Origin of the sequence: Pseudomonas sp. VS40 (genome assembly GCF_018587885.1) — a bacterium.
Classification (GTDB): domain Bacteria; phylum Pseudomonadota; class Gammaproteobacteria; order Pseudomonadales; family Pseudomonadaceae; genus Aquipseudomonas; species Aquipseudomonas pergaminensis.
In genome coordinates this window covers 1-25,176 of the sequence record NZ_JAGYWD010000005.1, presented here as the reverse complement: position 1 = coordinate 25,176, position 25,176 = coordinate 1, and the positions used below count along the sequence as shown (strand labels likewise).

At 61.0% G+C, this 25,176-nt stretch carries 23 protein-coding genes; 15 read left to right on the top strand and 8 right to left on the bottom strand.

Annotated features, from left to right (window positions below; genetic code table 11):
• Nucleotides 1–17: 17 nt before the first annotated feature.
• Complete coding sequence (locus KHP07_RS15990) at nt 18–434, bottom strand: nuclear transport factor 2 family protein (RefSeq protein WP_250883598.1); 417 nt, start codon at nt 432–434, stop codon at nt 18–20.
• On the opposite strand from KHP07_RS15990, the gene KHP07_RS15985 reads away from it, so the two are divergent.
• From KHP07_RS15985 to KHP07_RS15970, 4 genes are all read left to right on the top strand, one after another.
• Entirely contained in the window at nt 433–990 is a 558-nt protein-coding gene (locus KHP07_RS15985; protein WP_010211306.1) for a helix-turn-helix domain-containing protein, read from the top strand. The two genes, KHP07_RS15990 and KHP07_RS15985, sit on opposite strands and share 2 nt — an antisense overlap.
• An 11-nt stretch (nt 991–1,001) precedes the next feature.
• Nucleotides 1,002–2,348: a glutamine synthetase family protein gene (locus KHP07_RS15980; protein WP_078047827.1), complete on the top strand. Its 1,347-nt coding sequence runs from the start codon at nt 1,002–1,004 to the stop codon at nt 2,346–2,348.
• 17 nt (nt 2,349–2,365) lie between these two features.
• Nucleotides 2,366–3,466: a DNA alkylation repair protein gene (locus KHP07_RS15975; RefSeq protein ID WP_100491084.1), complete on the top strand. Its 1,101-nt coding sequence runs from the start codon at nt 2,366–2,368 to the stop codon at nt 3,464–3,466.
• Between the two features lie 147 nt (nt 3,467–3,613).
• The gene (locus KHP07_RS15970) at nt 3,614–5,473 is read left to right on the top strand and encodes a DUF3857 domain-containing transglutaminase family protein (RefSeq protein WP_214497485.1); all 1,860 of its coding nucleotides are present in this window, start codon (nt 3,614–3,616) and stop codon (nt 5,471–5,473) included.
• A 24-nt stretch (nt 5,474–5,497) separates the two neighbouring features.
• On the opposite strand, the gene KHP07_RS15965 is transcribed toward KHP07_RS15970, so the two are convergent.
• Nucleotides 5,498–6,388 (bottom strand): LysR family transcriptional regulator, encoded by an 891-nt coding sequence (locus KHP07_RS15965; protein ID WP_028619605.1) that lies wholly within the window; start codon nt 6,386–6,388, stop codon nt 5,498–5,500.
• Between the two features lie 129 nt (nt 6,389–6,517).
• On the opposite strand from KHP07_RS15965, the gene KHP07_RS15960 reads away from it, so the two are divergent.
• The 6 genes from KHP07_RS15960 to KHP07_RS15935 all read left to right on the top strand — a co-directional run bounded on the left by KHP07_RS15960 (nt 6,518) and on the right by KHP07_RS15935 (nt 14,335).
• Nucleotides 6,518–8,164, top strand: coding sequence for a GMC family oxidoreductase (locus KHP07_RS15960; RefSeq protein ID WP_214497484.1), 1,647 nt, complete (start codon nt 6,518–6,520; stop codon nt 8,162–8,164).
• A 65-nt stretch (nt 8,165–8,229) separates the two neighbouring features.
• Nucleotides 8,230–9,855: an MFS transporter gene (locus KHP07_RS15955; protein ID WP_078047823.1), complete on the top strand. Its 1,626-nt coding sequence runs from the start codon at nt 8,230–8,232 to the stop codon at nt 9,853–9,855.
• Nucleotides 9,856–10,082: 227 nt separating this feature from the next.
• Nucleotides 10,083–12,032 carry a DNA topoisomerase III gene (locus KHP07_RS15950; RefSeq protein WP_099492770.1) on the top strand — a complete coding sequence of 650 codons (1,950 nt, stop codon included), beginning with the start codon at nt 10,083–10,085 and terminating at the stop codon, nt 12,030–12,032.
• A gap of 131 nt (nt 12,033–12,163) precedes the next feature.
• On the top strand, nt 12,164–12,604 hold the full coding sequence (locus KHP07_RS15945; RefSeq protein ID WP_078047822.1) for a CBS domain-containing protein: 441 nt from the start codon (nt 12,164–12,166) through the stop codon (nt 12,602–12,604).
• An 8-nt stretch (nt 12,605–12,612) separates the two neighbouring features.
• Nucleotides 12,613–13,458, top strand: a complete 846-nt coding sequence (locus tag KHP07_RS15940) for an NAD-dependent protein deacetylase (protein WP_214497483.1) — start codon at nt 12,613–12,615, stop codon at nt 13,456–13,458.
• A 547-nt stretch (nt 13,459–14,005) separates the two neighbouring features.
• Nucleotides 14,006–14,335 (top strand): hypothetical protein, encoded by a 330-nt coding sequence (locus tag KHP07_RS15935; protein WP_016977362.1) that lies wholly within the window; start codon nt 14,006–14,008, stop codon nt 14,333–14,335.
• A gap of 61 nt (nt 14,336–14,396) precedes the next feature.
• Here the strand turns inward: KHP07_RS15935 and KHP07_RS15930 are convergent, their stop codons facing one another.
• Entirely contained in the window at nt 14,397–15,302 is a 906-nt protein-coding gene (locus KHP07_RS15930; protein WP_078047820.1) for a LysR family transcriptional regulator, read from the bottom strand.
• A gap of 133 nt (nt 15,303–15,435) precedes the next feature.
• On the opposite strand from KHP07_RS15930, the gene KHP07_RS15925 reads away from it, so the two are divergent.
• From KHP07_RS15925 to KHP07_RS15915, 3 genes are read left to right on the top strand one after another with little or no spacing between them, the layout of a single operon-like run.
• Nucleotides 15,436–16,134, top strand: coding sequence for a CoA transferase subunit A (locus KHP07_RS15925; RefSeq protein ID WP_010211319.1), 699 nt, complete (start codon nt 15,436–15,438; stop codon nt 16,132–16,134).
• Between the two features lie 34 nt (nt 16,135–16,168).
• Nucleotides 16,169–16,828, top strand: coding sequence for a CoA transferase subunit B (locus KHP07_RS15920; protein WP_078047819.1), 660 nt, complete (start codon nt 16,169–16,171; stop codon nt 16,826–16,828).
• 11 nt (nt 16,829–16,839) lie between these two features.
• Nucleotides 16,840–18,021: an acetyl-CoA C-acetyltransferase gene (locus KHP07_RS15915; protein WP_214497482.1), complete on the top strand. Its 1,182-nt coding sequence runs from the start codon at nt 16,840–16,842 to the stop codon at nt 18,019–18,021.
• Nucleotides 18,022–18,202: 181 nt separating this feature from the next.
• Here KHP07_RS15915 and KHP07_RS15910 read toward each other — a convergent pair whose 3' ends face one another.
• Nucleotides 18,203–18,625, bottom strand: coding sequence for a PaaI family thioesterase (locus KHP07_RS15910; protein ID WP_028619598.1), 423 nt, complete (start codon nt 18,623–18,625; stop codon nt 18,203–18,205).
• A gap of 149 nt (nt 18,626–18,774) precedes the next feature.
• On the opposite strand from KHP07_RS15910, the gene KHP07_RS15905 reads away from it, so the two are divergent.
• Complete coding sequence (locus KHP07_RS15905) at nt 18,775–19,638, top strand: DUF4349 domain-containing protein (protein ID WP_214497481.1); 864 nt, start codon at nt 18,775–18,777, stop codon at nt 19,636–19,638.
• Between the two features lie 72 nt (nt 19,639–19,710).
• Here the strand turns inward: KHP07_RS15905 and KHP07_RS15900 are convergent, their stop codons facing one another.
• From KHP07_RS15900 to KHP07_RS15885, 4 genes are all read right to left on the bottom strand, one after another.
• On the bottom strand, nt 19,711–20,796 hold the full coding sequence (locus KHP07_RS15900; protein ID WP_078047816.1) for a DUF1615 domain-containing protein: 1,086 nt from the start codon (nt 20,794–20,796) through the stop codon (nt 19,711–19,713).
• Between the two features lie 290 nt (nt 20,797–21,086).
• A complete protein-coding gene (hemB, locus tag KHP07_RS15895) occupies nt 21,087–22,061 on the bottom strand; it encodes a porphobilinogen synthase (RefSeq protein WP_016977356.1) in 975 nt (324 codons plus the stop codon).
• Nucleotides 22,062–22,185: 124 nt separating this feature from the next.
• Complete coding sequence (locus tag KHP07_RS15890) at nt 22,186–23,028, bottom strand: PhzF family phenazine biosynthesis protein (RefSeq protein ID WP_078047815.1); 843 nt, start codon at nt 23,026–23,028, stop codon at nt 22,186–22,188.
• Nucleotides 23,029–23,030: 2 nt separating this feature from the next.
• A complete protein-coding gene (locus KHP07_RS15885; protein WP_078047814.1) occupies nt 23,031–23,729 on the bottom strand; it encodes a glutathione S-transferase N-terminal domain-containing protein in 699 nt (232 codons plus the stop codon).
• 251 nt (nt 23,730–23,980) lie between these two features.
• Here KHP07_RS15885 and KHP07_RS15880 point away from each other — a divergent pair, with 251 nt between their 5' ends.
• Entirely contained in the window at nt 23,981–24,682 is a 702-nt protein-coding gene (locus tag KHP07_RS15880; RefSeq protein ID WP_078047813.1) for a histidine phosphatase family protein, read from the top strand.
• Nucleotides 24,683–25,176: the final 494 nt, after the last annotated feature.

Genomic DNA, 25,176 nt, shown 5'->3' with positions numbered 1-25,176 from the left:
CCTCGCCACCGCAATGGCTAATCAACTGCCAAGGGTGTGCCTTGATGGAACACCATCTGCCACTGCCCTTCTTCTGCCCGCCATACCGAACTGCGCAACGAGGTCTCGACTCCGCTCCGGTGACAGCGATAGGTGACCAACGCTACATGCTCGCTCAGCATTTTCACCACGAACTCGGTCATGCTCCGCGCAGAAAACACCTCGTCCTGCAGCCCGTCGATCACCTCGGCCTTGCTGCCCCACACATGGCCGCTGGCGCCGAACTCAACAAAATCATCGGCCAGCAATCGTGCCAACTGCCTCGTATCCGAACGGGTCGCGCTTTGCTGTAGTGCCTGTTCCAGCCCGAACAAGTGCGCGTGTAAATCCATGCTCATTGCCTCCATGAAATAAATCCTGTAATTTTTCATGAAATTATTCGAAATAAATTTCATGACCCCACAAGAAGAACTCGCCACCCTCGCCGCACTCATCCACGACCTGCGCAAGCACAAGAAGCTCACCCTCGCGCAGTTGGCGCAAAAAATCGAGCGTTCGGTGGGCTTCCTGTCCCAGGTCGAGCGCGGTTTGTCCCGCCCAACCGTGGCGGATTTGACCGCCATCAGCCACGCCCTCGACGTGCCCACCACCTATTTCTATAGCCAGCCCAAGCCCAAGGCCGTGGACTGGATCACCCGCCCCAACGAGCGGCGCACGGTGTATTACGCCAATGGCATCACCGACATTCTCGTCTCACCGAGCATGAACGGCGCCTTTTCGATGCTCGACAGCCTGTTGGCCCCCGGTGCCAACAGTGGCGAACAAACCATGAGTGATCGCGCCGAGCAGGCCGGTTTTGTGCTGGAGGGCGAGTTGACCCTGTGGGTCGAGGGTGAGGCCGACTCGGTCACCCTCGGCCCCGGCGACAGCTTTCACCTGGCCAGCTTCGCCCATTGCCGCTACGCCAACCTGACCGACCTGCCCGCACGCGTGCTGTGGGTTTACAACTAGGAGCAACACCCGTGAAAAGCCATGCCTCCACGTTACTGGCCGAAGTACGGACCTTTCGCCAGAACCATCCCGACGTGCGTTACGTCGACCTGATCGCCCTGGACATTCCCGGGCACTTCTACGGCAAGCGCTACCCCATCGAGATGCTGGAAAAAGTCGCCGCCGGCAGCCCCTTGAAGCTGCCGCAGAATGCCGTGCTGCTGGGGGCTCAGGGCGGGTTATTCAAGATTGGCGACTACTGCTTCAACGACGGCGACCCGGACGCCAACCGGCGCCTGGTACCGGGCACGCTCAAGCCGGTGAATTGGGAATCGCAGCCTTTGGGCCAGATGCTGATCACTTCGGACGGCACCGAAGCACCCATCGAGTTCGAACCCCGCGAAGTCCTGGCCAAAGTGCTGGAGCGCCTGCAGCACAAGGGCATTCACCCGGTGGTGGCGTTTGAGCTGGAGTTCTACCTGTTCGACAAAAAACTCGACAACGGCCTGCCGCAATTCGCCCGCGACCCGTTGAGCGATGACGCCGATGACCAGCCCAACCTGCATATCGAACGGCTGTCGCGCTTCGGCGATGTGCTGGACGACATGGCGCAAACCGCCAAGGATCAAGGCATCGATATCACGGTGATCACCGCCGAAATCGGCCCAGGCCAGTTCGAGATCAACTTCGGCCACCTCGACGACGGCATGCGCGCCGCCGACTGGGCCGCCCTGTTCTGCCGCAGCACCCGTGGCGTGGCGCTCAAGCACGGTTACCGCGCCAGCTTCATGGCCAAGCCTTACCTGCAATTCCCTGGCAGCGGCATGCATGTGCATGTGAGCCTGTATGACGGCGCGGGCAATAACCTGCTGGCGGCGCACCAGCAGCACCCACTGCGGCACGCTGTGGCCGGCTGCCTGGAATTGTTGCCCCATTGCATGCCGATCTTCTCGCCCAACCACAACGCCTTCCGCCGCCTGGGCGGTACGGTGAATGCCGCCACCCGCGCCAGCTGGGGCTTCGAAGACCGCGACGCGTGCGTGCGTATTCCCGAGTCCGACCCGCGCAACCTGCGCATCGAGCATCGCCTGGCCAGTGCCGATGCCAACCCCTATCTGGTGCTGGCCGCGATCCTGGTCGGCCTGGAGCATGGCCTGGAAGCCAAGCGCGAACCCATCGCCCCGCTGAACGAGGACCGCAGCAGCGGCACCGACTTCCCCCTGGAAATGCTCGACGCCGTACGTGCCATGCAGCATCACGCGGTATTGCGCGATAAGCTGGGGGCTGAATTTGTCGACGTGTATTGCGAGAACAAGCGCCAGGATCACCTGGCCTTTCAACAAGAGATCAACGCGCGGGAATACCGCTGGTTTCTTTAACCGCCCAGGAATCATCGATGACCGAACAAGCTGCCCCGGCGCTGAAGGAAATCTTCAATGTCGAACGCCTGCACCATATCGCCACCGAGATGACGGCGGTGTACCCGGCGTTCGACGCCAAGGGCTTCCTCAAGCACGCCAAGGCCGGGTTGGCCGAGTTGTCGGTGATGCAGCGCATGGCGCGGGTCAGCGAGAGCCTGCATGCGGTGATCCCGCTGGATTACCCGCAAACCCTAAAGGTGCTTTACGCGTTGGCCCCACGCTTGAACAGCGCGTTCGTCAGCCTGTTCCTGCCGCATTTCGTGGCAAGTTACGGGTTGCACGACTTCAAGCGCTCCATGGCGGCTCTTAAATACTTCACCACCTTTGGTTCCGCCGAATTCGCCATCCGCCACTTTCTGCTGCACGACTTCCCGCGCACGCTGGCGGTGATGCAAGCCTGGTCGCTGGATGACAACGAACACGTGCGTCGCCTCGCCAGCGAAGGCTCGCGGCCGCGCTTGCCCTGGTCTTTCCGCCTGGCCGACGTGCAGGCCAACCCCGAACTGTGTGCGTCGATCCTCGACAACCTCAAGGCCGACAACAGCCTCTACGTACGCAAGTCCGTGGCCAACCACCTCAACGACATCACCAAGGACCACCCGGACTGGGTGCTCAGCCTGATCGAAGGCTGGAACCTGGAGAACCCGCACACGGCGTGGATCGCCCGCCACGCCCTGCGCAGCCTGATCAAGCAAGGCAACACCCGCGCGCTGACGATCATGGGTGCGGGCGCCAAGGCCGAGGTGAAGATCCACCACCTACAGGTCACGCCGGCGGTGATCAACCTGGGCGACCGCATCAACCTGTCGTTCAGCCTGGAGTCCACCGCCACTACCCCACAGAAACTGGTGGTGGACTACGCCATCGACTACGTGAAAAGCGCCGGCCACAGTGCCGCAAAGGTGTTCAAACTCAAGGCATTTACCCTCGGCGCTGGCGAACTTCACAGCATCCGACGTGAGCAACATATCCGCGAGTTGACCACGCGTAAGCATTACCCCGGCAAGCATGTCGTCCATGTGTTGATCAACGGCGAGAGGCTTGCCAGCGCAGACTTCGAACTGCGAAACGACTGACACAAATCAAAGAAAAGGCTCTAGGACGGGCCTTTCAGCCACATAAATTGTCGAACAATCCTGGTCTTATCAGTTGCGATCCATTATCATCCAGCGCCTTCTCGCTACCCACCGGGTAGCTGTTTCAATGTGTCACCCGAGGCGCCCATGTACCGTTTTTCGTTTCACCGCCCCCTGATTGCCATCAGCTTGGGGCTTGTTGCTCCTGGCGTATTTGCCGCGCTGCAACCCCTGGCCGAAGCACCACTGGCCAGCGACACCGAGCTGCACTGCCACTTCAACCGCGACGCCAGTACCGACTGCACCACCACCTACCGCTATACGATCCTCAAACCGAGCGGCCGCGAAATGCTCTCGCGCATCGACTTCGATTATTCCGAAGGCGACACCTTTGAAGTGATCAGCGCGCAGTCCACCCAGCCCGGCGCCAAGCCAGTGGCGCTGGATGCGACGCAGATCGACACCCGCACCGCGCCCAATCCGGACCAGGGCTTCAGTCGCGACAAACAGACCTCGCTGGCCTTCCCCAACCTGCGCGTCGGCACGCAGATTCGCTACACCGTACGCGAGCACCACGCCGCCAAACCCTTGATGACCCAGTTTCACTACGTGCTCAAATTCGGCGCCAGCCCGGCGCGGCGCGACCGGTTCAAGGCGCGTTTTACTGCCGAGCGCCCCATCCAGTGGCGCAGCGAACTGTTCGAGGGTTTCAGCGTAACGCCGTCGCAGAATGGCAAGACCCTGGACGTGGTGCAAAAGGCCCCGACCTACCTCAACTACATCAACGAAGCCTCCAACGCCGCGTTGCTGCGCATCCCGCGTATCGAGGTAGGCAGTGCTCTGGAGCGCCAGGCGTACTTCGGGGCGTTCGCGCAGCGCTACAACCAGATCCTCGGTGCCAACCTGCCCCCACAAGGTGCTGCTGCCGTGGTTGCCGTGCGCGGTTTGCCGCCGGCCGAACAGGTCGCGGCATTGATGCAGCACATCAACGATCACTATCGCTACCTGGGTGATTGGCGGGCGACAGAGCGCGGCTACGTGCCCTTCAACCTCGCTGAAATCGAACAACACGGTTATGGCGACTGCAAGGACCTGGCAATCCTGCTGACCGCCTTGCTCAAGGCCACTGGCATCAAGGCCGAGACCGCCTGGGTCAGCCGGGGCGATGTGGTCGAGTCGCTACTGATCCCCGGCACCCAGGCGCCGAACCACGCCATCGTGCGCGCCGAAGTGGACGGCCAGGTGTGGTGGCTCGACCCGACCAACCCGGTGTTCGCCCCCGGCCAGGTCATGCCCGATATCCAGGACCGCTGGGTGCTGGTCAACGACGCCCAGGGTCAGGTGCGCGAGGAACATATCCCGCTGGAACGCCCCGAAACCACCCTGCGTCTGGACAAACAGGTGCACTACGACAAACAAGGCGAAGGCGCGACCCAGGCCACGATCACCTTCAGTCGCCTGCCGCTGATGCAACTGAGCGTCGCCGACCGCCAGCAAGGCAGCACCGCCACCGACCAGGACATCTGCGCCAACTTCGGCAACGAGATCAGCGACTGCCAGATCACTCGCCCGGCCACCGGCTTTGTGGTGCATGACGGCTATACCGTCACGGCCAAAATGAATGATCAGCGTGCGCTGGAAAAGCTGGCGAATGACTACGTATATAGCGATGAATCGCTCAAGGGTCGTTGGGATGGTTTTATCAACTACCGCCGCCAAGGGCAGCAGGCCGAGCTAGATCTGGGCAACCCGCAAACACATGACTACAGCATCACCCTGAGCGGCGGGCGGACGGAAAAAACCATCCCGGGTTGCCAGGTGCGTTCGCCGTGGTATGACTTGGACCTGCAGGGTTCGCAGGAGAATGGCGGGCTGCGTTATCACTATCGCCTGAGCCAGAAGGTGCGTTGGTTGAGCCGTGATGAGATTGTCAGTAAGGCGTTCGGGAAAATGATTGAGGATGCACGGGCTTGCGCGGAGCAGGTGCATCAGGTGGTGAAACTCTAACCCCTCTGTTGGGCAGGCCTGGCATCAGGCCTCGCCCAACAACAACCCCTGCTCCCGCGCACACAACTCCACCACATAGTCCCACAACACTCGCAGCCGCACCGATTTGTGCAACTCCCTGCGCGAGCTGATCCAGTAACTGCGCTGGATCCCCTCCCCCGGCAGCAACGGCACCAGTTCCGGGTCGCCGGCCGCCATGAAGCACGGCAACACCGCGATCCCCAACCCGGAGCGCGCGGCTTGGTGCTGGGCAATCACGCTAGTGCTGTGGAACACCACCTTGGGGTTGCGGCAGAAGCTGCTGAGGAATTTGAGTTCCTGGCTGAACAGCAAGTCGTCCACGTAATCGATCCACGCGTGCGCGGCGAGGTCTTCGCGCTTTTCGATCGGTGGGTTGCGGTCCAGATAGGCACGGCTGGCGTAGAGGGCCAGGCGGTAGTCGGTGAGTTTGCGGGTGACCAGTTGATCGACGCTGGGGCGTTCGAGGTGGATGCTGATCTCCGCTTCGCGGTTGAGAATGCTGACAAAGCGTGGCACCGCCACCAATTCCACTTCCAACCCGGGGTAGCGATCAAATAGCCCACCCATGCGACTGGCCAGGAACATCACGCCCAAGCCTTCGGCCACGCCGAGGCGGATCTTGCCCAAGGGCGCGGCGGAGTGGGTCAGTTCGTCTTCGGCCAACAGCGCGACGTTTTCCATGGCTTCGGCGTGCTTGAGCAGCGCTTCGCCGGCCGGCGTCAGTTCGTAGCCCTGGGCATGCTGCACGAACAGCGCGGTGCCGAGGCTTTTCTCGATCGCCTCGATATGCCGGGCCACGGTGGCATGCGTGGTTTTCAGACGTTGCGCGGCGGTGAGCAAGCGGCCGCTGCGCTGCAGCTCCAGAAAATACCGCAGGTCGTTCCAGTCGAACATGACGCCTCCATTGCATGAAACTCAACCACGCTGTTTAAAAACGCACAGCAGCTGGGTAAAAACTAACATTTTTAAGACGAAAACTAACAACTAGGATGGAGCCAATAAGAAAAACAAGCGAGGCCTCAGATGCCCATTGCAACTGCTGAATACGATTACATCGTCGTAGGCGCCGGCCCCGCGGGCTGCCTGCTGGCCAATCGACTGTCCGCCAACCCTGCCCACCGCGTGCTGCTGCTTGAAGCCGGCGGCCGCGACAACTACCCCTGGATCCACATTCCCGTCGGCTACCTGTTCTGCATCGGCAACCCACGCACCGACTGGTGTTTCAAGACCGAAGCCCAGGAAGGCCTGCAAGGCCGTGCGCTGAGTTACCCACGGGGCAAGGTGCTGGGCGGCTGCTCCTCCATCAACGGCATGATCTACATGCGCGGCCAGGCCCAGGATTACGACGGCTGGGCCGCAGAAGGCAACGCGGGTTGGGCCTGGAAAGACGTGCTGCCGCTGTTCAAGCAGAGCGAAAACCATTTTGCCGGCGGCTCGGAATTCCACAGCGATGGCGGTGAATGGCGCGTCGAACAGCAGCGCCTGCACTGGCCGATCCTCGATGCTTTCCGTGATGCGGCGGCGCAAAGTGGTATTGCCAACATCCATGACTTCAACCAGGGCGACAACGAAGGCTGCGGCTACTTCCAGGTCAACCAGAAGGCCGGGGTGCGCTGGAATGCGGCCAAGGCGTTCCTCAAGCCGGTCCGTCAACGCCCCAACCTGACAGTATTGACCGAAGTGGAGGTCGACCGCGTACTGCTGGAAAACGGCCGCGCCTCCCAGGTAATCGGACGCCAGCAGGGCCAGCAACTGAGTTGGAAGGCACGCAAGGAGATCGTCCTGTGCGCCGGCTCCGTGGGGTCGCCAGGCATCTTGCAGCGTTCGGGAATCGGTCCGTCCAGTGTGCTCAAACCCTTGGGCATCGACGTACTGCATGAACTGCCGGGGGTTGGTGGCAACTTGCAGGACCACCTGCAACTGCGGCTGATCTACAAACTGGAAAACGCCCGCACCCTCAACCAGATCGCCGGCACGCTATGGGGCAAGATGGGCATGGGCCTGCGCTACCTGTATGACCGCAGCGGCCCATTGTCGATGGCGCCCAGCCAGCTCGGCGCATTTGCCCGCTCGGGTCCGGAACAGACCTCGGCCAACCTCGAATACCACGTGCAGCCGCTGTCACTTGAGCGTTTCGGCGAACCGCTGCACGCATTCCCGGCGTTTACCGCATCGGTCTGCGACTTACGCCCGCAAAGTCGCGGACGCATCGACATTCGCTCGGCCAACCCGGCGGATGCACCGCTGATCCGCCCCAATTACCTCAGCCATCCGGAAGATTTGCGGGTGGCCGCTGATGCGATCCGCCTGACACGCCGTATCGTCGCCGCCCCGGCGCTGAGCCAGTTCAAGCCGGTGGAATACCTGCCAGGCGATGCGCTGCAAACCGAAGACGAATTGCATGAAGCCGCCGCGCGTATCGGTACTACTATCTTTCATCCGGTTGGCACATGCCGCATGGGCAGCGATAAAGACGCGGTGGTGGATGCGCAACTGCGGGTGCATGGCGTGCCTGGCTTGCGCATTGCCGATGCCTCTGTCATGCCGCGCATCACGTCCGGCAACACCTGTTCACCTACGCTGATGATCGCGGAGAAGGCCGCGCAGCTGATCCTTTCGCCGAATACAAGGAGTCTCGCCCCGGAGAAAGAACTGGTTCATGCAATCTGAATAGCGGCGCCAGACCTGGCGCCGACAGTGGAACAACAATAAATAATCACTGTGAGGGCTACCCGATGTCAGAACATGCTCAACCCCTGGGTTCGGCGGTCAACACCGTCATCACCCGCAACGACTCAAAGAAGGTCATCTTCGCCTCGTCCCTGGGGACGGTGTTCGAGTGGTATGACTTTTTCCTCTACGGCGCCCTGGCGGCGGTGATCAGCAAGCAGTTCTTTGCCGGGGTCAACGACACCACGGCGTTCATCTTTGCCTTGATGGCCTTTGCGGCCGGCTTTGTGGTGCGACCGTTCGGCGCGCTGGTGTTTGGCCGCTTGGGCGACATGATCGGGCGCAAATACACCTTCCTCGTCACTATCATCTTGATGGGCGTGGCGACTTTCTGTGTCGGGCTGTTGCCGACCTACGCCAGCATCGGCATTGCCGCGCCGATCATCCTGATCGTACTGCGCATGCTGCAAGGCCTGGCGCTGGGCGGTGAATACGGCGGCGCGGCCACCTATGTGGCGGAGCATGCGCCAGCGGGCAAGCGTGGGTTCCACACCAGTTGGATTCAATCCACCGCGACCCTCGGCCTGCTGCTGTCACTGCTGGTGGTGCTGGCCTGCCGTTACTTCACCGGTGACCAGTTCGAAGTCTGGGGCTGGCGCATTCCGTTCCTGTTCTCCATCGTGCTGCTGGGTATTTCCACCTGGATTCGCATGAGCCTGCATGAGTCGCCGGCGTTCCTGAAAATGAAAGAGGAAGGCAAGTCCAGCAAGTCGCCGATCCGCGATTCGTTTGGTAAATGGGAAAACCTCAAGATCGTGCTGATCGCCCTGTTCAGTATCAATGGCGGCCAGGCGGTGACCTTCTATGCGGCGCAGTTCTATGTGCTGTTCTTCCTCACCCAGTTCCTGAAAATGGACCCGGCCCTGGCCAACATGCTGTTGATCATCAGCGTGGTGATCGGCGCGCCGTTCTTTATCTTCTTCGGCTGGCTGTCGGACAAGGTGGGTCGCAAGCCGGTGCTGATGCTCGGCCTGCTGCTGGCGACCGCGCTGTACTTCCCGATCTTCAAGAGCCTGGCGCACTACACCAACCCGGCGATGGACCAAGCCAGTCACCAGGCCCCGATCACCGTATTGGCCGACCCGGCGACCTGCACCTTCCAGTTCGACCCGGTGGGCAAGGCGAAATTTGACAGCCCGTGCGACAAGGTCAAGACCTTCCTGGTCAAGCAAGGCCTGCCTTACAGCAGCGCCGCCGCACCTGCCGGCAGCCCGGTGCAAGTGAGTGTGGGCGACGTGCGTATCGACGGGTTCGACGAAAAAGCCCTGCGTGGCGCTGTGACCCTGGCCGGCTACCCGTCTTCGGCGGATGTGGCGCAGGTCAACAAGACCATGGTGGTGGTGCTGATCGTGGCGCTGATCCTGATTGCCGCCATGTGCTACGGCCCGCTGGCGGCGCTGATGGTCGAACTGTTCCCGACGCGCATCCGCTACACCTCGATGTCCCTGCCCTACCATATCGGTAACGGCTGGTTTGGCGGGTTCCTGCCGACCGTGTCGTTTGCCCTGGTGGTGTACACCGGCGATATCTTCTACGGCCTGTGGTACCCGGTGGTAGTGACCGGGGTAAGCCTGATCGTGGGGATGTTCTGCCTGAAAGAAACACGGCACGTGGATATCGATAACAACTGACCCGGTCTCCTGAACACTGGAGATCCCCTGTGGGAGCGGGCTTGCCCGCGAAGGCGGTGGATCAGTCACAGATGAGTTGACTGACCCACCGCCTTAGCGAGCGAGCCCGCTCCCACAGTCATTTTGCGGCGCCACACAAATTGCTGTACATCCATACAGATAATGGTTGATCAAAGCCGTCCAACTGAGCATCCTGCAAGGCATCAACCCGATCTGATGTGATGACCATGCGGCTGTACCTCTGTGAAAAACCCTCCCAGGCCAAAGATATCGCGGCCGTGCTCGGTGCCAGCCGCCGTGGCGACGGGTGCTGGCTGGGCAACGGGGTCACGGTCACCTGGTGCATCGGCCACCTGCTCGAAACCGCCCCACCCGACGCCTACGACGCCAAGTACAAACGCTGGGTGCTGGCCGACCTGCCCATCGTCCCGGAAAAGTGGAAGATGCGCGTCAAACCCAAGACCGCCAGCCAGTTCAAGGCGGTCAAGCGTTTGCTGGGAGAAGCCCAAGAATTGGTGATCGCCACCGACGCCGATCGCGAAGGCGAGATGATCGCCCGCGAGCTGGTGGAACATTGCCGCTATCGCGGGCCGATCCAGCGTCTGTGGCTGTCGGCCCTCGACGATGCCTCCATTCGCAAGGCCCTGGCGGCCCTCAAGCCCGGCGCCGAGACCTTCAGCCTGTATCACTCGGCCCTGGGCCGTTCCCGCGCCGACTGGCTTATCGGCATGAACATGAGTCGTTTGTTTACCTTGTTGGGGCGCCAATCCGGTTACCAAGGCGTCTTGCCCGTGGGACGGGTGCAAACGCCGACCTTGCGCCTGGTGGTGGACCGCGACCGCAGCATTGCCGATTTTGTGCCGGTGGCGTACTGGGCGATCGATGTCGATCTGCGCCACGAACGCATGACGTTCACCGCCCAGTGGCGTGCGGCCGAGGATGCCTGTGATGACCAGGGCCGGTGCCTCAACCCGCAATTGGCACGAGACGCAGCCGATGCCATGGCCAATGCCGCCACCGCACGGCTGGTGAAACTGCGTACCGAGCGCATGCGCGAAGTCGCTCCCCTGCCCTTTGACCTGGGCACCCTGCAGGAAATCTGCTCGAAGAAACTGGGGCTCGGCGCGCAGGAAACCCTGGATATCGCCCAATCGCTGTATGAAACCCACAAAGCCATCACCTACCCGCGCAGCGATTGCGGCTACCTGCCACTGAGCCAGCACAGTGACGCGCCGACGATTCTTGCTGCGCTGGGGCGCGCTGATGCAGCCGTAAACGAGCTGATGCCACATATCGACCCGCAACGCCGCTCACGGGCGTGGAACGATGCCAAGGTCAGCGCGCACCACGGCATCATCCCTACCGGCGCCGGCAAGGATGTCGGGCAACTCACCGGTAAGCATCGTGCGGTCTACACCCTGATTCGTGCGCGCTACCTGGCGCAATTCCTGCCCAACCATGAATACGATCGCACCCAGGCAGATTTTGAGTGTGCAGGCCAAGCGTTACGCGCGGTGGGCAAGGTAGTGATCGAGCCAGGCTGGAAACGCGCCTTGCCCGAAGCCCTGGCACCGGCCAAGGGGCGCGAAGCCCCCGCCCCCCAGGCGCTGCCGACATTAGCGCAGGGCCAGGACTACGCGGTGGCCAAGGTCAACCTCAAGGACCTGTGGACCCAACCGCCCAAGCCCTTTACCGAAGGCGACCTGATCAAGGCCATGAAGAACGTCGCCAAGCTGGTGGAAGACCCGCTGCTCAAGCAAAAGCTCAAGGACACCACCGGCATCGGCACCGAAGCCACTCGCGCCGGCATTATCCAGGGCCTGCTGGACCGTGGTTACCTGGTGAAGAACGGCAAGGCACTGTCGGCCACACCGGCGGCATTCAGCCTGATCGACGCGGTGCCCCGTGCCATCGCCGACCCCGGTACCACCGCAATCTGGGAGCAGGCTCTGGACATGGTGCAAAGTGGCGAAATGAGCCTGGAAGAATTCGTCGCCAAACAGGCGGCCTGGATGAGCAAGCAAGTGGCGCGCTGCAATGGCATGCGCATGACCATCACCGGCCCGGCCAGCCCGGCAGGTCGAGGTGCCACGCCGTGGAAAAACAAACGTAAAAGCGCGCCACGCAAAACGGCAGCCAGCCCCAAGCGCGCTAAAAAGCCGACAAATGCTGGGTAAGCGGCGAAAAAATCCGGCGAATGACGTTTTTCGACGGGTTTAACGCCGCTTTGGACCTTGCCCCAGCGTGGGCCGTCTAGGATTCTGTAAGGGGACCCTGACTCACCAACAACAATACCGGAGTGGCCGCCATGAAAACCGTTGCACAAGTGCTCAAAGCCAAGGACCAGAAAAACCAGGACGTCCATACCATCAAGCACGACCATACCGTGTTTGAAGCACTGGTCCGGATGTCGGAGAAAAACGTCGGGGCCTTGCCGGTCGTCCAGGATGGCGTGGTGGTGGGCATCATCAGCGAACGAGATTACGCACGCAAAATCATGCTCAAGGGGCTGTCATCGGTCACCACCAAGGTCCATGAGGTAATGAGCTCTCCAGTCATCACCGTCGACACCCATAAAAAAGTCGATGAGTGCATGAACATCATGACCGACAGTCACCTGCGCCACCTGCCCGTGGTCGAAGACGGCAAACTGCTGGGCCTGCTGTCCATCGGCGACCTGGTGAAAGAAGCCATTGCCGACCAGGCAGACCTGATCAAACAACTGGAGCAGTACATCCGCGGCGAATAGGGGAACCCATGCTCGATACGCTGGAACATCAAGAAGACCACCTCGACACCCTGCAACGGGCCATGGCCGGACGGCGCTTCGTGGTGCTGACCGGTGCGGGGATCAGCACATCCTCGGGCATTCCCGATTACCGCGACAGTGAAGGCGTGCGTCGTGGCAAGGCGCCAATGATGTACCAGGAATTCCTCGCCACCCCGCAGGCACGGCGCCGTTACTGGGCCCGGGCAATGCTGGGGTGGCCGAGGGTACGCATCGCGCAACCGAACCAGGCGCACCTGGCGCTGGCGACGTTGCAACAACGTGGGCGTATCAGCGGGCTGATCACGCAAAACGTCGACACCCTGCATGACCAGGCCGGCAGCCATGATGTGATCGAACTGCACGGCAGCCTGCATCGGGTGCTGTGCCTGGACTGCCAACTGCGCAGCGAGCGCGGTGTGATCCAGCGGCAGATGGAAATCGACAACCCCTACCTGGCGCAGGTGCATGCGGTGCAGGCACCGGATGGCGATACCTTGCTCGATCCTGCGTTTGAAGAACATTTTCAGGTTCCCCGCTGCCCCCATTGCAATGGCGAGCGCTTGAAGCCCGACGTAGTGTTTTTTGGCGAGAACGTAGCGCCGGCGACAGCCGCCAGGGCAATGAACGCGGTTGAACATGCAGAGGGGTTGCTGGTGGTGGGCTCATCGCTGATGGCTTATTCGGCGTTTCGCCTGTGCAAAGCCATGGTCGAACGGGGCAAGCCCGTGATTGCCATCAACCTGGGCAAGACCCGCGGGGATGAGCTGTTGCAAGTGAAGATCGAGGCGTCGTGCGAGCGACTGTTGCCGCTGTTGACCGATCGTTTGCAATAACCCATTCACCACGGGTCAAAAACCGTTATCGCCGGCAAGCCGGCTCCTACAGTGTTTTGTGTTGAATTCATCCTCTCGGTTCTACGACTCACCCCTCCAGAAAATGACGCCCAAGTCACGTTTTCCCGCATTCTCCCGTCCCCACGGCAATTTATGTAGTTAGCAAAAATAATCACTACATAACCGTTGACGTAACGTTTTTGTCCTTGCATTATCGAGACGTCTCCCGGATCGGGAGCGTTGGCAACAAGCGTTTTGAACAAGCTCGTCTGACCGCCGAGCTGTTTTTTCCGGATGTGCACTGCCCACAAGGCGGATTGATGAAGCTGACCGGCCCGAAGGGCTCGGTACAAGGCGCTCAAATGCGGCTTGTCTTCGTTATGAAAGCATTGCGTAGCAGTTCATCAGCAAGACTACATGCATCAGGTTCAAGACCCTGCCCGTACTCGGCAGACAGTCGCTGACGCCCGGTTTTCGCAACCGGAGACAACTAAAGATGTTTTAACGAACCAACTGATAGATCGCCAACTGGTCAAGGGGCTTACACATGAATCTGAACAACCAACCAACTATCGATGAATTGGCTGAGATGTTCGCAGCGCAGAAAGACACACTCGACGACCATATCCTGTGGATTGGCAAATCGGGCGAAGTCCAAATTGACTGCCTGGCGCCCCACACCGAAGAAGCCGAGTTCGACCGCAATAACCGCGAACTGGCGGCGCGCCTGAAGATGTACCGCCGCGGCCAGGGTTATGTCGGCAAGAAAGCGGCGGCCGATCGCAACTTTATCGAGCAAGTCTTCCACACACTTAATACCGAATGGCAGAACCTCAAGGGCCAATCGCACGTTAAGGTGATTGATAGATACTGCTGATAACACAGCATTAAATACTTAAGCCCGCTTGTTCATTCAAGCGGGCTTTTTAATGCCTGAGTTATAACAATGCCGGAAACCGCCCTTTTGCCGCTTCATCCCGGAAAATATCAAACAATACTTGCGCCGCTGCCGAGAGTTCATGCCCTGGCTTGGTCAGCACACCAATCGGCCGTTCGATCACCGGATCGCTCAAGGTAATGCAATGGGCGCCCGCCTCCTCCATTTGGCGTGCGCACAACGCCGGCACCGCGCTGACGCCCAAACCACTCGCGACCATCTTACCCACTGTCGCCAGTTGATGGCTTTCCAGGGCGACCGGCAACTTCATCTGTAAAGCGCCCAAGTGTTCTTCCAGCATCACCCGTACTGTCGACGGTCGTTGCAACGTGATAAATGGCTGCTCCAGCAAGGTTATCCAATCGATTTCGGCGCAGGCAGCCAAGGGCGAATCACCCGGCACCACTGCAATGAAGCGATCGAGGTACAACGGCGTAAACGCCAGTGATGAGCCTTCAGCAGGCTCGAACGCCACGCCCAGTTCCACCTGCCGGTCGCGCACCATCTCCAGCACTTGCTCGTTGATCAAGTCATGTACCGTGACATTCACCTGCGGGTACCGGGCGCGGAATATCTTCAGGATCGGTGGCAACAGGTTACCCGCAAACGAGGGCATCGCCGCCACCGTGACCCGCCCACGCTGAAGGGTGAAGCGCTGGCGCAGTTCGTCCTCGGCGTTGTCCCAATCGGCAATCAACCGGCGAGCCAGGGGCAGCAGGGATTCACCTTCAGGGGTCAGCGCGACATTGCGCGTATTGCGGCTGAACAGGCGCCCGCCCAGGCCTTCTTCCAGGCCCTTGATGGTCAGGCTCAGCGCCGACTGGGAAAGGTGCAGGCGCTCACAGGCGGCGGCGAAACTCAGGCTTTGGGCCACGGCGAGAAACGCCCGCATCTGTTTAACTGTCATGGCGCGTCTCCAAACGGCTGGGCAACTATGCTGTTTTTTAAATCAATCAACCTTAAAAAACAACTTAACAAATCAATCCGTCGGAGCAACACTCGGTTCATTGGCTGGCCCACAAACAATAAAAGAGGTGCATATGGCAGGTTTCGATAAACGCGTGGCGTCCTATGAAGAAGCGCTGGCAGGCCTGGAAGATGGCATGACCGTGCTTTCCGGTGGCTTTGGCCTGTGCGGTATTCCGGAAAACCTCATCGCCGAGATCAAGCGCAAAGGCACCCGCGACCTGACCGTGGTGTCCAACAACTGCGGCGTCGACGGCTTTGGCCTGGGCGTGCTGCTCGAAGAGAAGCAGATCAGCAAGGTGATCGCGTCCTACGTCGGCGAAAACGCGCTGTTCGAGAAGCAGTTGCTCAGCGGCGAAATCGAAGTGGTGCTGACCCCCCAAGGCACCCTGGCCGAAAAAATGCGCGCAGGCGGCGCCGGCATCCCGGCTTTCTTTACCGCCACCGGCGTCGGCACCCCAGTCGCCGAAGGCAAGGAGACCCGCGAATTCAACGGTCGCCCGTACCTGATGGAAGAATCCATTACCGGCGACTTCGCCATTGTCAAAGGCTGGAAAGCCGACCACTTCGGCAACGTCATCTACCGCCATACCGCCCAGAACTTCAACCCGCTGGCCGCCACCGCCGGCAAGATCACCGTGGTCGAAGTCGAGGAAATCGTCGAACCGGGCGAGCTGGACCCGGCGCAGATCCACACCCCTGGCATCTACGTCGACCGGATCATCTGCGGCACGTTCGAGAAGCGCATCGAACAGCGCACCGTGCGCAAATAATCCGCCCCCAGCCCGAACAATAAGGACTCATAAAATGGCTCTTACCCGCGAACAAATGGCTCAACGCGTCGCCCGCGAAATGCAGGACGGTTACTACGTCAACCTGGGCATCGGCATTCCGACCCTGGTGGCCAACTACATCCCCGAAGGCATGGAAGTGATGCTGCAATCGGAAAACGGCCTGCTTGGCATGGGACCATTCCCGACCGAAGAGACAATTGATGCCGACATGATCAACGCCGGCAAGCAGACCGTGACCGCACGTATCGGTGCGTCGATCTTCTCTTCCGCCGAGTCCTTCGCGATGATCCGTGGTGGCCACGTCGACCTCACCGTACTCGGCGCATTCGAAGTCGACGTGCAAGGCAACATTGCCTCTTGGATGATCCCCGGCAAGCTGGTCAAAGGCATGGGCGGCGCCATGGACCTGGTGGCCGGTGCAGAAAACATCATCGTGATCATGACCCACGCCTCCAAGGACGGTGAGTCCAAACTGCTCAGCCAGTGCAGCCTGCCACTGACCGGCGCCAACTGCATCAAGCGTGTATTGACCGACCTGGCGTACCTGGAAATCGAAAATGGCGCTTTTGTCCTCAAGGAACGCGCACCTGGCGTCAGCGTTGAAGAGATTGTGAGCAAGACCGCCGGTAAACTGATCGTCCCGGACCACGTTCCAGAAATGCACTTCCAGTGAGGACAGATTCCATGCAAGACGTCGTGATTGTTGCTGCCACCCGCACCGCCGTGGGCAGCTTCCAGGGTTCGCTGGCGAACATTCCGGCACCGGAACTGGGCGCCGCCGTGATCCGTCGCCTGTTGGAACAGACCGGCCTCGACCCCGCCGAAGTGGATGAAGTGATCCTCGGCCAAGTGCTCACCGCAGGCAGCGGCCAGAACCCGGCACGCCAGGCTTCGATCCTTGCCGGCCTGCCTCATGCTGTGCCGAGCCTGACCTTGAACAAAGTCTGCGGCTCGGGCCTCAAGGCCCTGCACCTGGGCGCCCAGGCCATCCGTTGCGGTGACGCCGAGGTGATCATCGCCGGCGGCATGGAGAACATGAGCCTGGCTCCGTATGTGCTGCCCGCCGCGCGCACCGGTTTGCGCATGGGCCACGCCAAAATGGTCGACAGCATGATCACCGACGGTCTGTGGGATGCGTTCAACGATTACCACATGGGCATCACCGCCGAGAACTTGGTGGACAAGTACGGCATCAGCCGTGAAGCCCAGGACGCGTTCGCCGCCGCTTCCCAGCAAAAAGCCGCCGCCGCCATCGAGGCCGGGCGTTTTGTCGATGAAATCACGCCCATCCTGATTCCCCAGCGCAAAGGCGATCCGGTGGCTTTCGCCGTGGATGAGCAGCCACGCGCCGGCACCACTGCCGAGTCATTGGCCAAGCTCAAACCGGCGTTCAAGAAAGACGGCAGCGTCACCGCCGGCAACGCTTCCAGCCTCAACGACGGTGCCGCTGCGGTGCTGCTGATGAGTGCCGACAAAGCCAAGGCCCTCGGTTTGCCAGTGCTGGCACGTATCGCCAGCTATGCCAACGCCGGCGTCGACCCCGCCATCATGGGCATTGGCCCGGTCTCGGCCACCCGCCGATGCCTGGACAAAGCCGGTTGGAGCCTGGGCGACCTGGACCTGATCGAAGCCAACGAAGCCTTCGCCGCGCAATCCCTGGCAGTGGGCAAAGAGCTGGAATGGGACGCCGATAAGGTCAACGTCAACGGCGGCGCCATCGCCATTGGCCACCCGATTGGTGCCTCAGGCTGCCGCGTGCTGGTGACGCTGCTGCATGAAATGATCAAACGCGACGCCAAGAAAGGCCTGGCGACCCTGTGCATCGGTGGCGGCCAGGGTGTAGCCCTCGCCCTCGAACGCAACTGATTCAAAGAGCAACACGGAAAAGGCCTGGTTCCACGAAAACCAGGCCTTTTCTTAATGCGTTCTATCTGCAAAACGCAGTTCAAATGTGGGAGCGGGCTTGCTCGCGAACGCAGTGTGTCAGTCACCAGATTCATGGTTGACTCACCGCTTTCGCGAGCAAGCCCGCTCCCACATTTGATCTTTATTGCCTGTCGGATTGGGGCACCGCAAACACCGCATTCGCCCGCGCCACCACCTTCTCCCCCACCTGCAAGCTCACCGTGGCAAACGCCATCTGCCGCCCCCGCTTGTGATGCTCCAACCGCACTACAATCCACTCCCCGACCTGCACCGCCCCCAGGTAATCCAAGGTCATGCTCGCAGTAATCAACGGCAGTGGCGGCTCGCTGGAAAAGGCCATCGCGTAACCCATGCCGATGTCCGCCAGGGTCGCCAACACGCCCCCATGCACGGTGCCGCGTCCATTGGCGTGGCGATTGTCGGCACGCAGGCCGATCTCCAGTTGCAGGCCCTCCCCTCGGCAATAGGCCGGGCCGAGCAGATCCAGCAATGGACTGCTGCGGGGCAATGAAACAAAACCTTCAGGTACGGCGTGAGTGATCATGGCGGATTCTTCCCTGGAGTGAAGGTTGAGATGTACGCCTGGCCGCAAGCAGCAGCCATTACCATCTACCGCGCAAATCCCCCGCGATGCTTTGCGTTAATCCACCAGACCCGCTTTAATCGCCGCATCAACTCCCTCAAGGAACTGCAATGCGCCACCCGGACGGCAAATCCCTCGCACTTCGTGCCCCTCTTTTGACACTGCTGGCCGGCTTGGCCCTGGTTGGCTGCTCGCCCAGTGACCACTCGCGCGCACGGGTGATCAACGGCGAACAAAGCCGTGCCGGCGCGCAATTGGCCTACGAACACGACCTGAGCCTGGCCCTTCCCGACGCCTTGCTTTCACCGCGCATGCAGGCCACTCGCGAAGCCTGCGAAACCGCGCGTTTTGGCGCCTGCAATATCCTCGGCATCACCGAAAACGACAGCGGCGGCCAGATCATCCTGCGCATCGCGCCGACCGGCGTGGAGCCGATGGTCACGATGGCCGCTGAAGGTGGCAAACTCGGCCAGCGCATCACCACCGCCGAAGACCTGGCCGATGCCGTTGCCGATGTGCGCCGTCGCCAGGACCGTCTGCAAGCCCAGCAGCAACGCCTCGACGAACTGGCCAAACGCAAGGACATCACCGTCAGTGACCTGATTGCCTTAAGCAAGGAACAGGCGGGCATTGAAAACGAGCTGCAGGAACTGGCACAGGTTGCCGCCGGCCAGCAACGCCGCCTCGATACCAACCGTGTGACCCTGAACTTCCGCTCCTCCGATGGTGCAAACCAGCAGTCGAGGTTCAGCCGCATGTTCAGCAGCTTGGGCGACAACCTGGTGGACGGCATTGCCGACGCCCTGGAGCGGTCGGCCTATGTACTGCCGTTCGTGATCCTGGCGTTTCCGGTGGTGTGGTTGTGGGTGTGGCTGTGGCGCCGCTTTGTTGTGAAGAGCCGCCCTGTGGTGAGCGGGCTTGCCCCGCGCTGGGGTGCGAAGCACCCCCAGAATGAGCCGCAGAGTGACACCTGAAAGTCCTCAGTGTCTTTGATTGGGGCTGCTACGCACCCCAACGCGGGACAAGCCCGCTCACCACAAAGCTGATCAGCGCTTCATGCACCGCTGATAACGCTCATCCACCCGCTTGGCGAACCACGCCGTGGTGAGGTTGCGGGTGATCTTGGGGCTCTTGAGCACGATGCCCGGCAGGATCGCCCGTGGCATCGGTTTGCCCGCGGCCTTGTCGGCCAGGGCAAACACGCGCTTGTAGAGGGTGGTGTCCTCGAAATCCAGTTGCTCGCCCTGCTCCAGTTGACTGCGGATGCTGGGGTTGCGCATGTCCAGCTTCGCGCCCAATGAACGCACCGCCAATTCGGTGGTGCCGGGGAGCAATGAACCGTAGCGAATCAAATCCCCATCCAGCGCCAACTCGGTGCCCGAGGCGCGGCTGACAGCCGCCTGGAACGCGGCATTGCGGCTGGCGTACCAACCGGCATTGAAGTCGGCAAAGCGGTACAGCGGCTGGTCATAGTTCACCGGGTAACCGAGCAAATGCGCAATGCCGAAGTACATGCCGCCACGCCGGGTGAAAACCTCGCGGCGAATACTGCCGTCCACCGTGTAGGGATAACCCCGTGCCTGTTTCTGCGCAAAGTCGATACTCACCTGCATCGGGCCTGCGGTGTGCACCGGGTTGAACCCGCCAAACAGTGTGTTGCCCAGGGGCACCATGCTGATGAAGTCGTCGAAGATGCCGCTCAGGTCCTTCTCCGTGCGCGCCGCGCTCAGGCGGTCGGCGTAGGTCTTGCCGGTGGGCGAGCGCAGTTGCAGCGCGCTGCGCACGACAAAGGCCGGTACGTGGATTTTCCCGGCGCGCCGCAGGATCTCGTCCTGGGCGATCTTGCCCATGTTCGGTACAGGCGGGTCGACCTGGTAGGTGGACTCCTGCTCGGTGACCGCCAGCACGGCACAGATATTTTCCGTGCTGGGGTAGATTTTCTGGGTGTCGAAGGCGGTGTAGATGTCCTGGGCCCAGCCATTGCGGTCCGGCACCTTGGCCGGCAGCAGCCGCACAATCTGCGCCTTCACCTCGGCCTCGCTGCGTTCCGGCTGTTGCGGGTTGCGTGTGGTAGAGCAACCGGCCAGTACCAGTAAAGTGGCAAGGCACAGGATCAGTCGGCTTGGGTACATGGAGCTTCCTTGGGTGGCGACGGGCCGGGGCATTGCAGATATCGACCGGTAAGTCTAACCAGGGTTCGCCCACCTTGCGTGCTCGCCAGTAACCCGCAAAACGCAGAATTGGTTGCGCCGCAGCTTAGCGACAACCTTTGCGGGGTTGGAATTGAACCTGACGTTCACACAGCGCTGACACCCCACAAAACCGTAGGAGCTGGCTTGCCGGCGATAGCATCACCTCGGTCTTTCAGTAACACCGAGGTGATGCTATCGCCGGCAAGCCAGCTCCTACAGTGGAGGCACCTTTAGATGCCGGCCAATGCCAAATCCATCGCGAAGTAGGTGAAGATCAAATCCGCACCCGCGCGCTTGATCGAGCCCAAGGTCTCGCGTACCACGCGGTCTTCATCAATCGCGCCGGCCTGGGCGCCGAATTTGATCATCGCGTACTCGCCGCTCACCTGATACGCCGCCACCGGCAGGCGCGAGGCTTCGCGGATGTCGCGGATGATGTCGAGGTAGGCGCCGGCGGGCTTGACCATCAGTGCATCCGCGCCCTCCTGCTCGTCCAGCAGCGATTCACGCACGGCTTCGCGGCGGTTCATCGGGTTCATCTGGTAGCTTTTGCGGTCGCCCTTGAGCGCGCTGCCGCCGGCTTCGCGGAACGGGCCGTAGAGGGCCGAGGCGAACTTGGTGGAATACGCCATGATCGGGATATGGGTGAAACCGGCATCGTCCAGGGCACGGCGAATCGCCTGGACCTGGCCGTCCATCGCCGCCGACGGGGCGATGACGTCGGCACCGGCACGGGCCGCCGCCACGGCTTGCTTGCCGAGGTTGACCAGGGTCGCGTCGTTGTCGACATGGGCACCGTGCATCACGCCGCAGTGGCCGTGGTCGGTGTATTCGCAGAAGCAGGTGTCGGACATCACGATCATCTCAGGCACGGCGTCCTTGATGATCGAGGACATGCGCGAGACCAGGCCGCGTTCTTTCCAGGTGTCGCTGCCGCTGGCGTCCAGGTGGTGGGACACGCCAAAGGTCATCACCGACTTGATACCGGCACGGGCGTAGCGCTCGATCTCGCCGGCCAGTTTCTTCTCTGGGATGCGCAACACGCCCGGCATGCTGGTGATCGGCACGAAGTCGTCGATTTCTTCTTCGACGAAGATCGGCAACACCAAGTCGTTGAGGGTGAATTCGCTTTCCTGGAACAAGCCCCGTAGCTCCGGGGAGCGGCGCAGGCGGCGTGGGCGGGCTTGGGGGAACTGGCTGGTCATGGCAATCCTGAAAAAAATGGCAGAAAACGAAAATAGTGGGGCGAAAGCTTATGCCCCCAGGCCCTCGCAGCACAAACGCCGAGGGGCCAACAGTGTATTGCGCAGGCCGTAACAATTTATTGATCTAGAGCTGTACACGCCCGTCGATGCACACCGCCACGGCACCACCGACCCAGATTTCATCGCCCTGGCGCTCAACGTGAATCCGCCCCGCACGCCCAATGGCCGTGCCTTGGCTGACCACATAGCGCTCGGGCGCCAGGCCCTCGCCGAGCAACCATTGCGCAAGCCCGGCGTTCAAGCTGCCGGTGGCCGGGTCTTCCTGGGCGCCGTCGCCTGCAATAAAGGCGCGCACCTCAAATTGCGTGTCCACCTCGTCGCGAGTGGGGTCGCAAGGGGCGATCACGCCCACGGCCAGGCCGAGCAGTTGCGCGTAGTCCGGCTGCAGGTCCAGCACTTGGTTGCGCTCGGCCAGCATCACTGCCAGCCAGCCCGCGCCGTTATCCACCCACTGGCTGCGCACAATCGCGTCGGGCGCCAACCCCAGTGCCAAGCGCACGCGCTCTATCACAGCGGCTTCCACCGGGCCGGAGCGCATCAACGGTGGCGCGATAAACGCCAGCTCCTCACCTTGACGGCGGATACGCACCAGGCCGATTTCGCACTCCTGGATGATCTCCTCGCCTTTCGGAATACCGCCTGCCTGCAGCCACGCGTGGCAACTGCCCAGCGTAGGGTGCCCGGCGAACGGCAATTCCTTTAAGGTGGTGAAAATGCGCACCCGGTAGTCAGCCCTGGGATCGCGGGGTGTGAGCAAGAACGTGGTTTCGCTGAGGTTGGTCCAGTTGGCAAAATCCGCCATCTGCTGGTCGCTCAGGCTGTCGGCACCGAACACCACTGCCAGCGGGTTGCCCTTGAGCGGCACGCGGCTGAACACGTCGAGCTGCTTGAAATCGAAAGTCGGCATGTTCAACCCGGAATATTCAGGCCACGGATCACCGCCGGCCGTGCGACGAAACCGTCCAGCGCGCGCAGTACATTGGGGAAATCAGCGATACCCACGAGGTCACCGGATTCGTAGAAGCCGATCAGGTTGCGGATCCACGGGAATGTCGCAATGTCGGCGATGCTGTACTCATCGCCCATGATCCAGGTACGGCCCAGCAGGCGTTTTTCCAGCACGTCCAGCAGGCGGCGGGATTCGGCGGCGTAGCGGTCGCGGGGGCGCTTGTCTTCGTAGGCCTTGCCGGCGAATTTGTTGAAGAACCCCAGTTGGCCAAACATCGGGCCGATACCGCCCATCTGGAACATCAGCCACTGGATCGTTTCATAGCGCGTGGCCGGGTCTTCGGAGAGCAACTGGCTGGTTTTCTCCGCCAGGTAGATCAGGATCGCGCCAGACTCGAACAACGCCAGCGGCTGGCCGCTGGGGCCATTGGGGTCAATGATCGCGGGAATCTTGTTGTTCGGGTTCAGGGACAGGAACTCGGGCGATAGCTGGTCCTGGGTCTCGAAGCTGACCTTGTGCGCTTCATAGGGCAGGCCCAGTTCTTCAAGCATGATCGACACTTTTACCCCGTTGGGGGTAGGCAGCGAGTACAGTTGCAGGCGCTCAGGGTGCTGGGCGGGCCATTTGCTGTTGATCGGGAATGCAGCGAGTGGGTTCATCGGGAAATCCCTGTGCAGAAAGGCCCCATGATAGTCATCCCGGCGATGTCCTGCATGGGTCATCAATACGCAACAAGCGCTGTCTATTCTCCCGCGTGGGCGAACCAATAAGCCCTTGCGCACTCTTAAGTGCGCTCAATCGGTGAACGGAGGCACCTCGCCATATCGACAGGGAACACCGCAGGACGCTTTTAGCGTCACTGGGGCCGGGCTTGTCCGCCCTCACCCGATGCACTGAAGACTCGACACTCATGACAATCAAGCCTCTGTGCCTTGCGCTGCGCCTGAAACGATATTCATACATCATGTTGCCGCTGCTGCTGGTCGGCGGCGCCATCGGCCTCACCCTGGAGTCGCGCATCAGCCGTGCCGAACAGGTGGACGGCGTGCAAACCCTGGTGTTCCTGCGCCACGCGGAAAAACCCGCTGGCGGCCTGGGCCAACTCAATTGCCAGGGCCTCAACCGTGCAATGAACCTGGCCACGGTGCTGCCGGAAAAATTCGGCAAGGCCGATTTCGTCTTCGCCGCCAACCCGACCCGCAATGTGGAAGAAGGCGAGCTGGACAATTCCTACAGCTACATCCGCCCCTTGATGACCATCAGCCCCAGCGCCATTAAGTTGGGCCTGCCGGTGAACATCAAGTTTTCGGCCAACGACACGAGTGACCTCGCCGACGAGTTGGTGGAAGACAAGTACCATAACGCCACGATCTATACCGCTTGGTCACACGGTTACCTGCCTGAACTGATCAACAAGGTGGCGAGTGAAGCTTCGGGGGAAAAGCACACGATTACCGAAGATTGGTCCGGTAGCGACTACGACACGCTGTACGTGTTGACGCTGACCTGGCATAACGGCAAGGCTTCGCTGCTGAGCCGCAATTACAAGCAAGGCTTGAACAATGGCGATGAGAGCTGCCCGGATCCTACACAGGTGAGCGCAGATTCCTGACGGCGCAAGGCCGGTTGGGTTTCTGGGAGTTTAGGTAGTTGGGTACGCTGCTGGACCTGTGGTGAGGGAGCTTGCTCCCGCTGGGGGATTACAGCTATCTGACTGTAACCCTGCGATCCAAAAATGTGGGAGCTGGTTTGCCTGCGAAGACGGCCTGACAGCCGACCACGCTCTAACTGCCACCCCACGATCCAAAATGTGGGAGCTGGCTTGCCTGCGAAGACGGCCTGACAGCCGACCACTCTCTAACTGCCACCCCACGATCCAAATGTGGGAGCTGGCTTGCCTGCGAAGTCGGCCTGACAGCCGACCACGCTATAACTGCCACCCCACGATCCAAATGTGGGAGCTGGCTTGCCTGCGAAGTCGGCCTGACAGCCGACCACAATCTAACTGTCACCCCGCGATCTAACTGTAGGAGCTGGCTTGCCAGCGAAGGCGGCCTGACAGCCGACCACAATCTAACTGTCACCCCGCGATCTAACTGTAGGAGC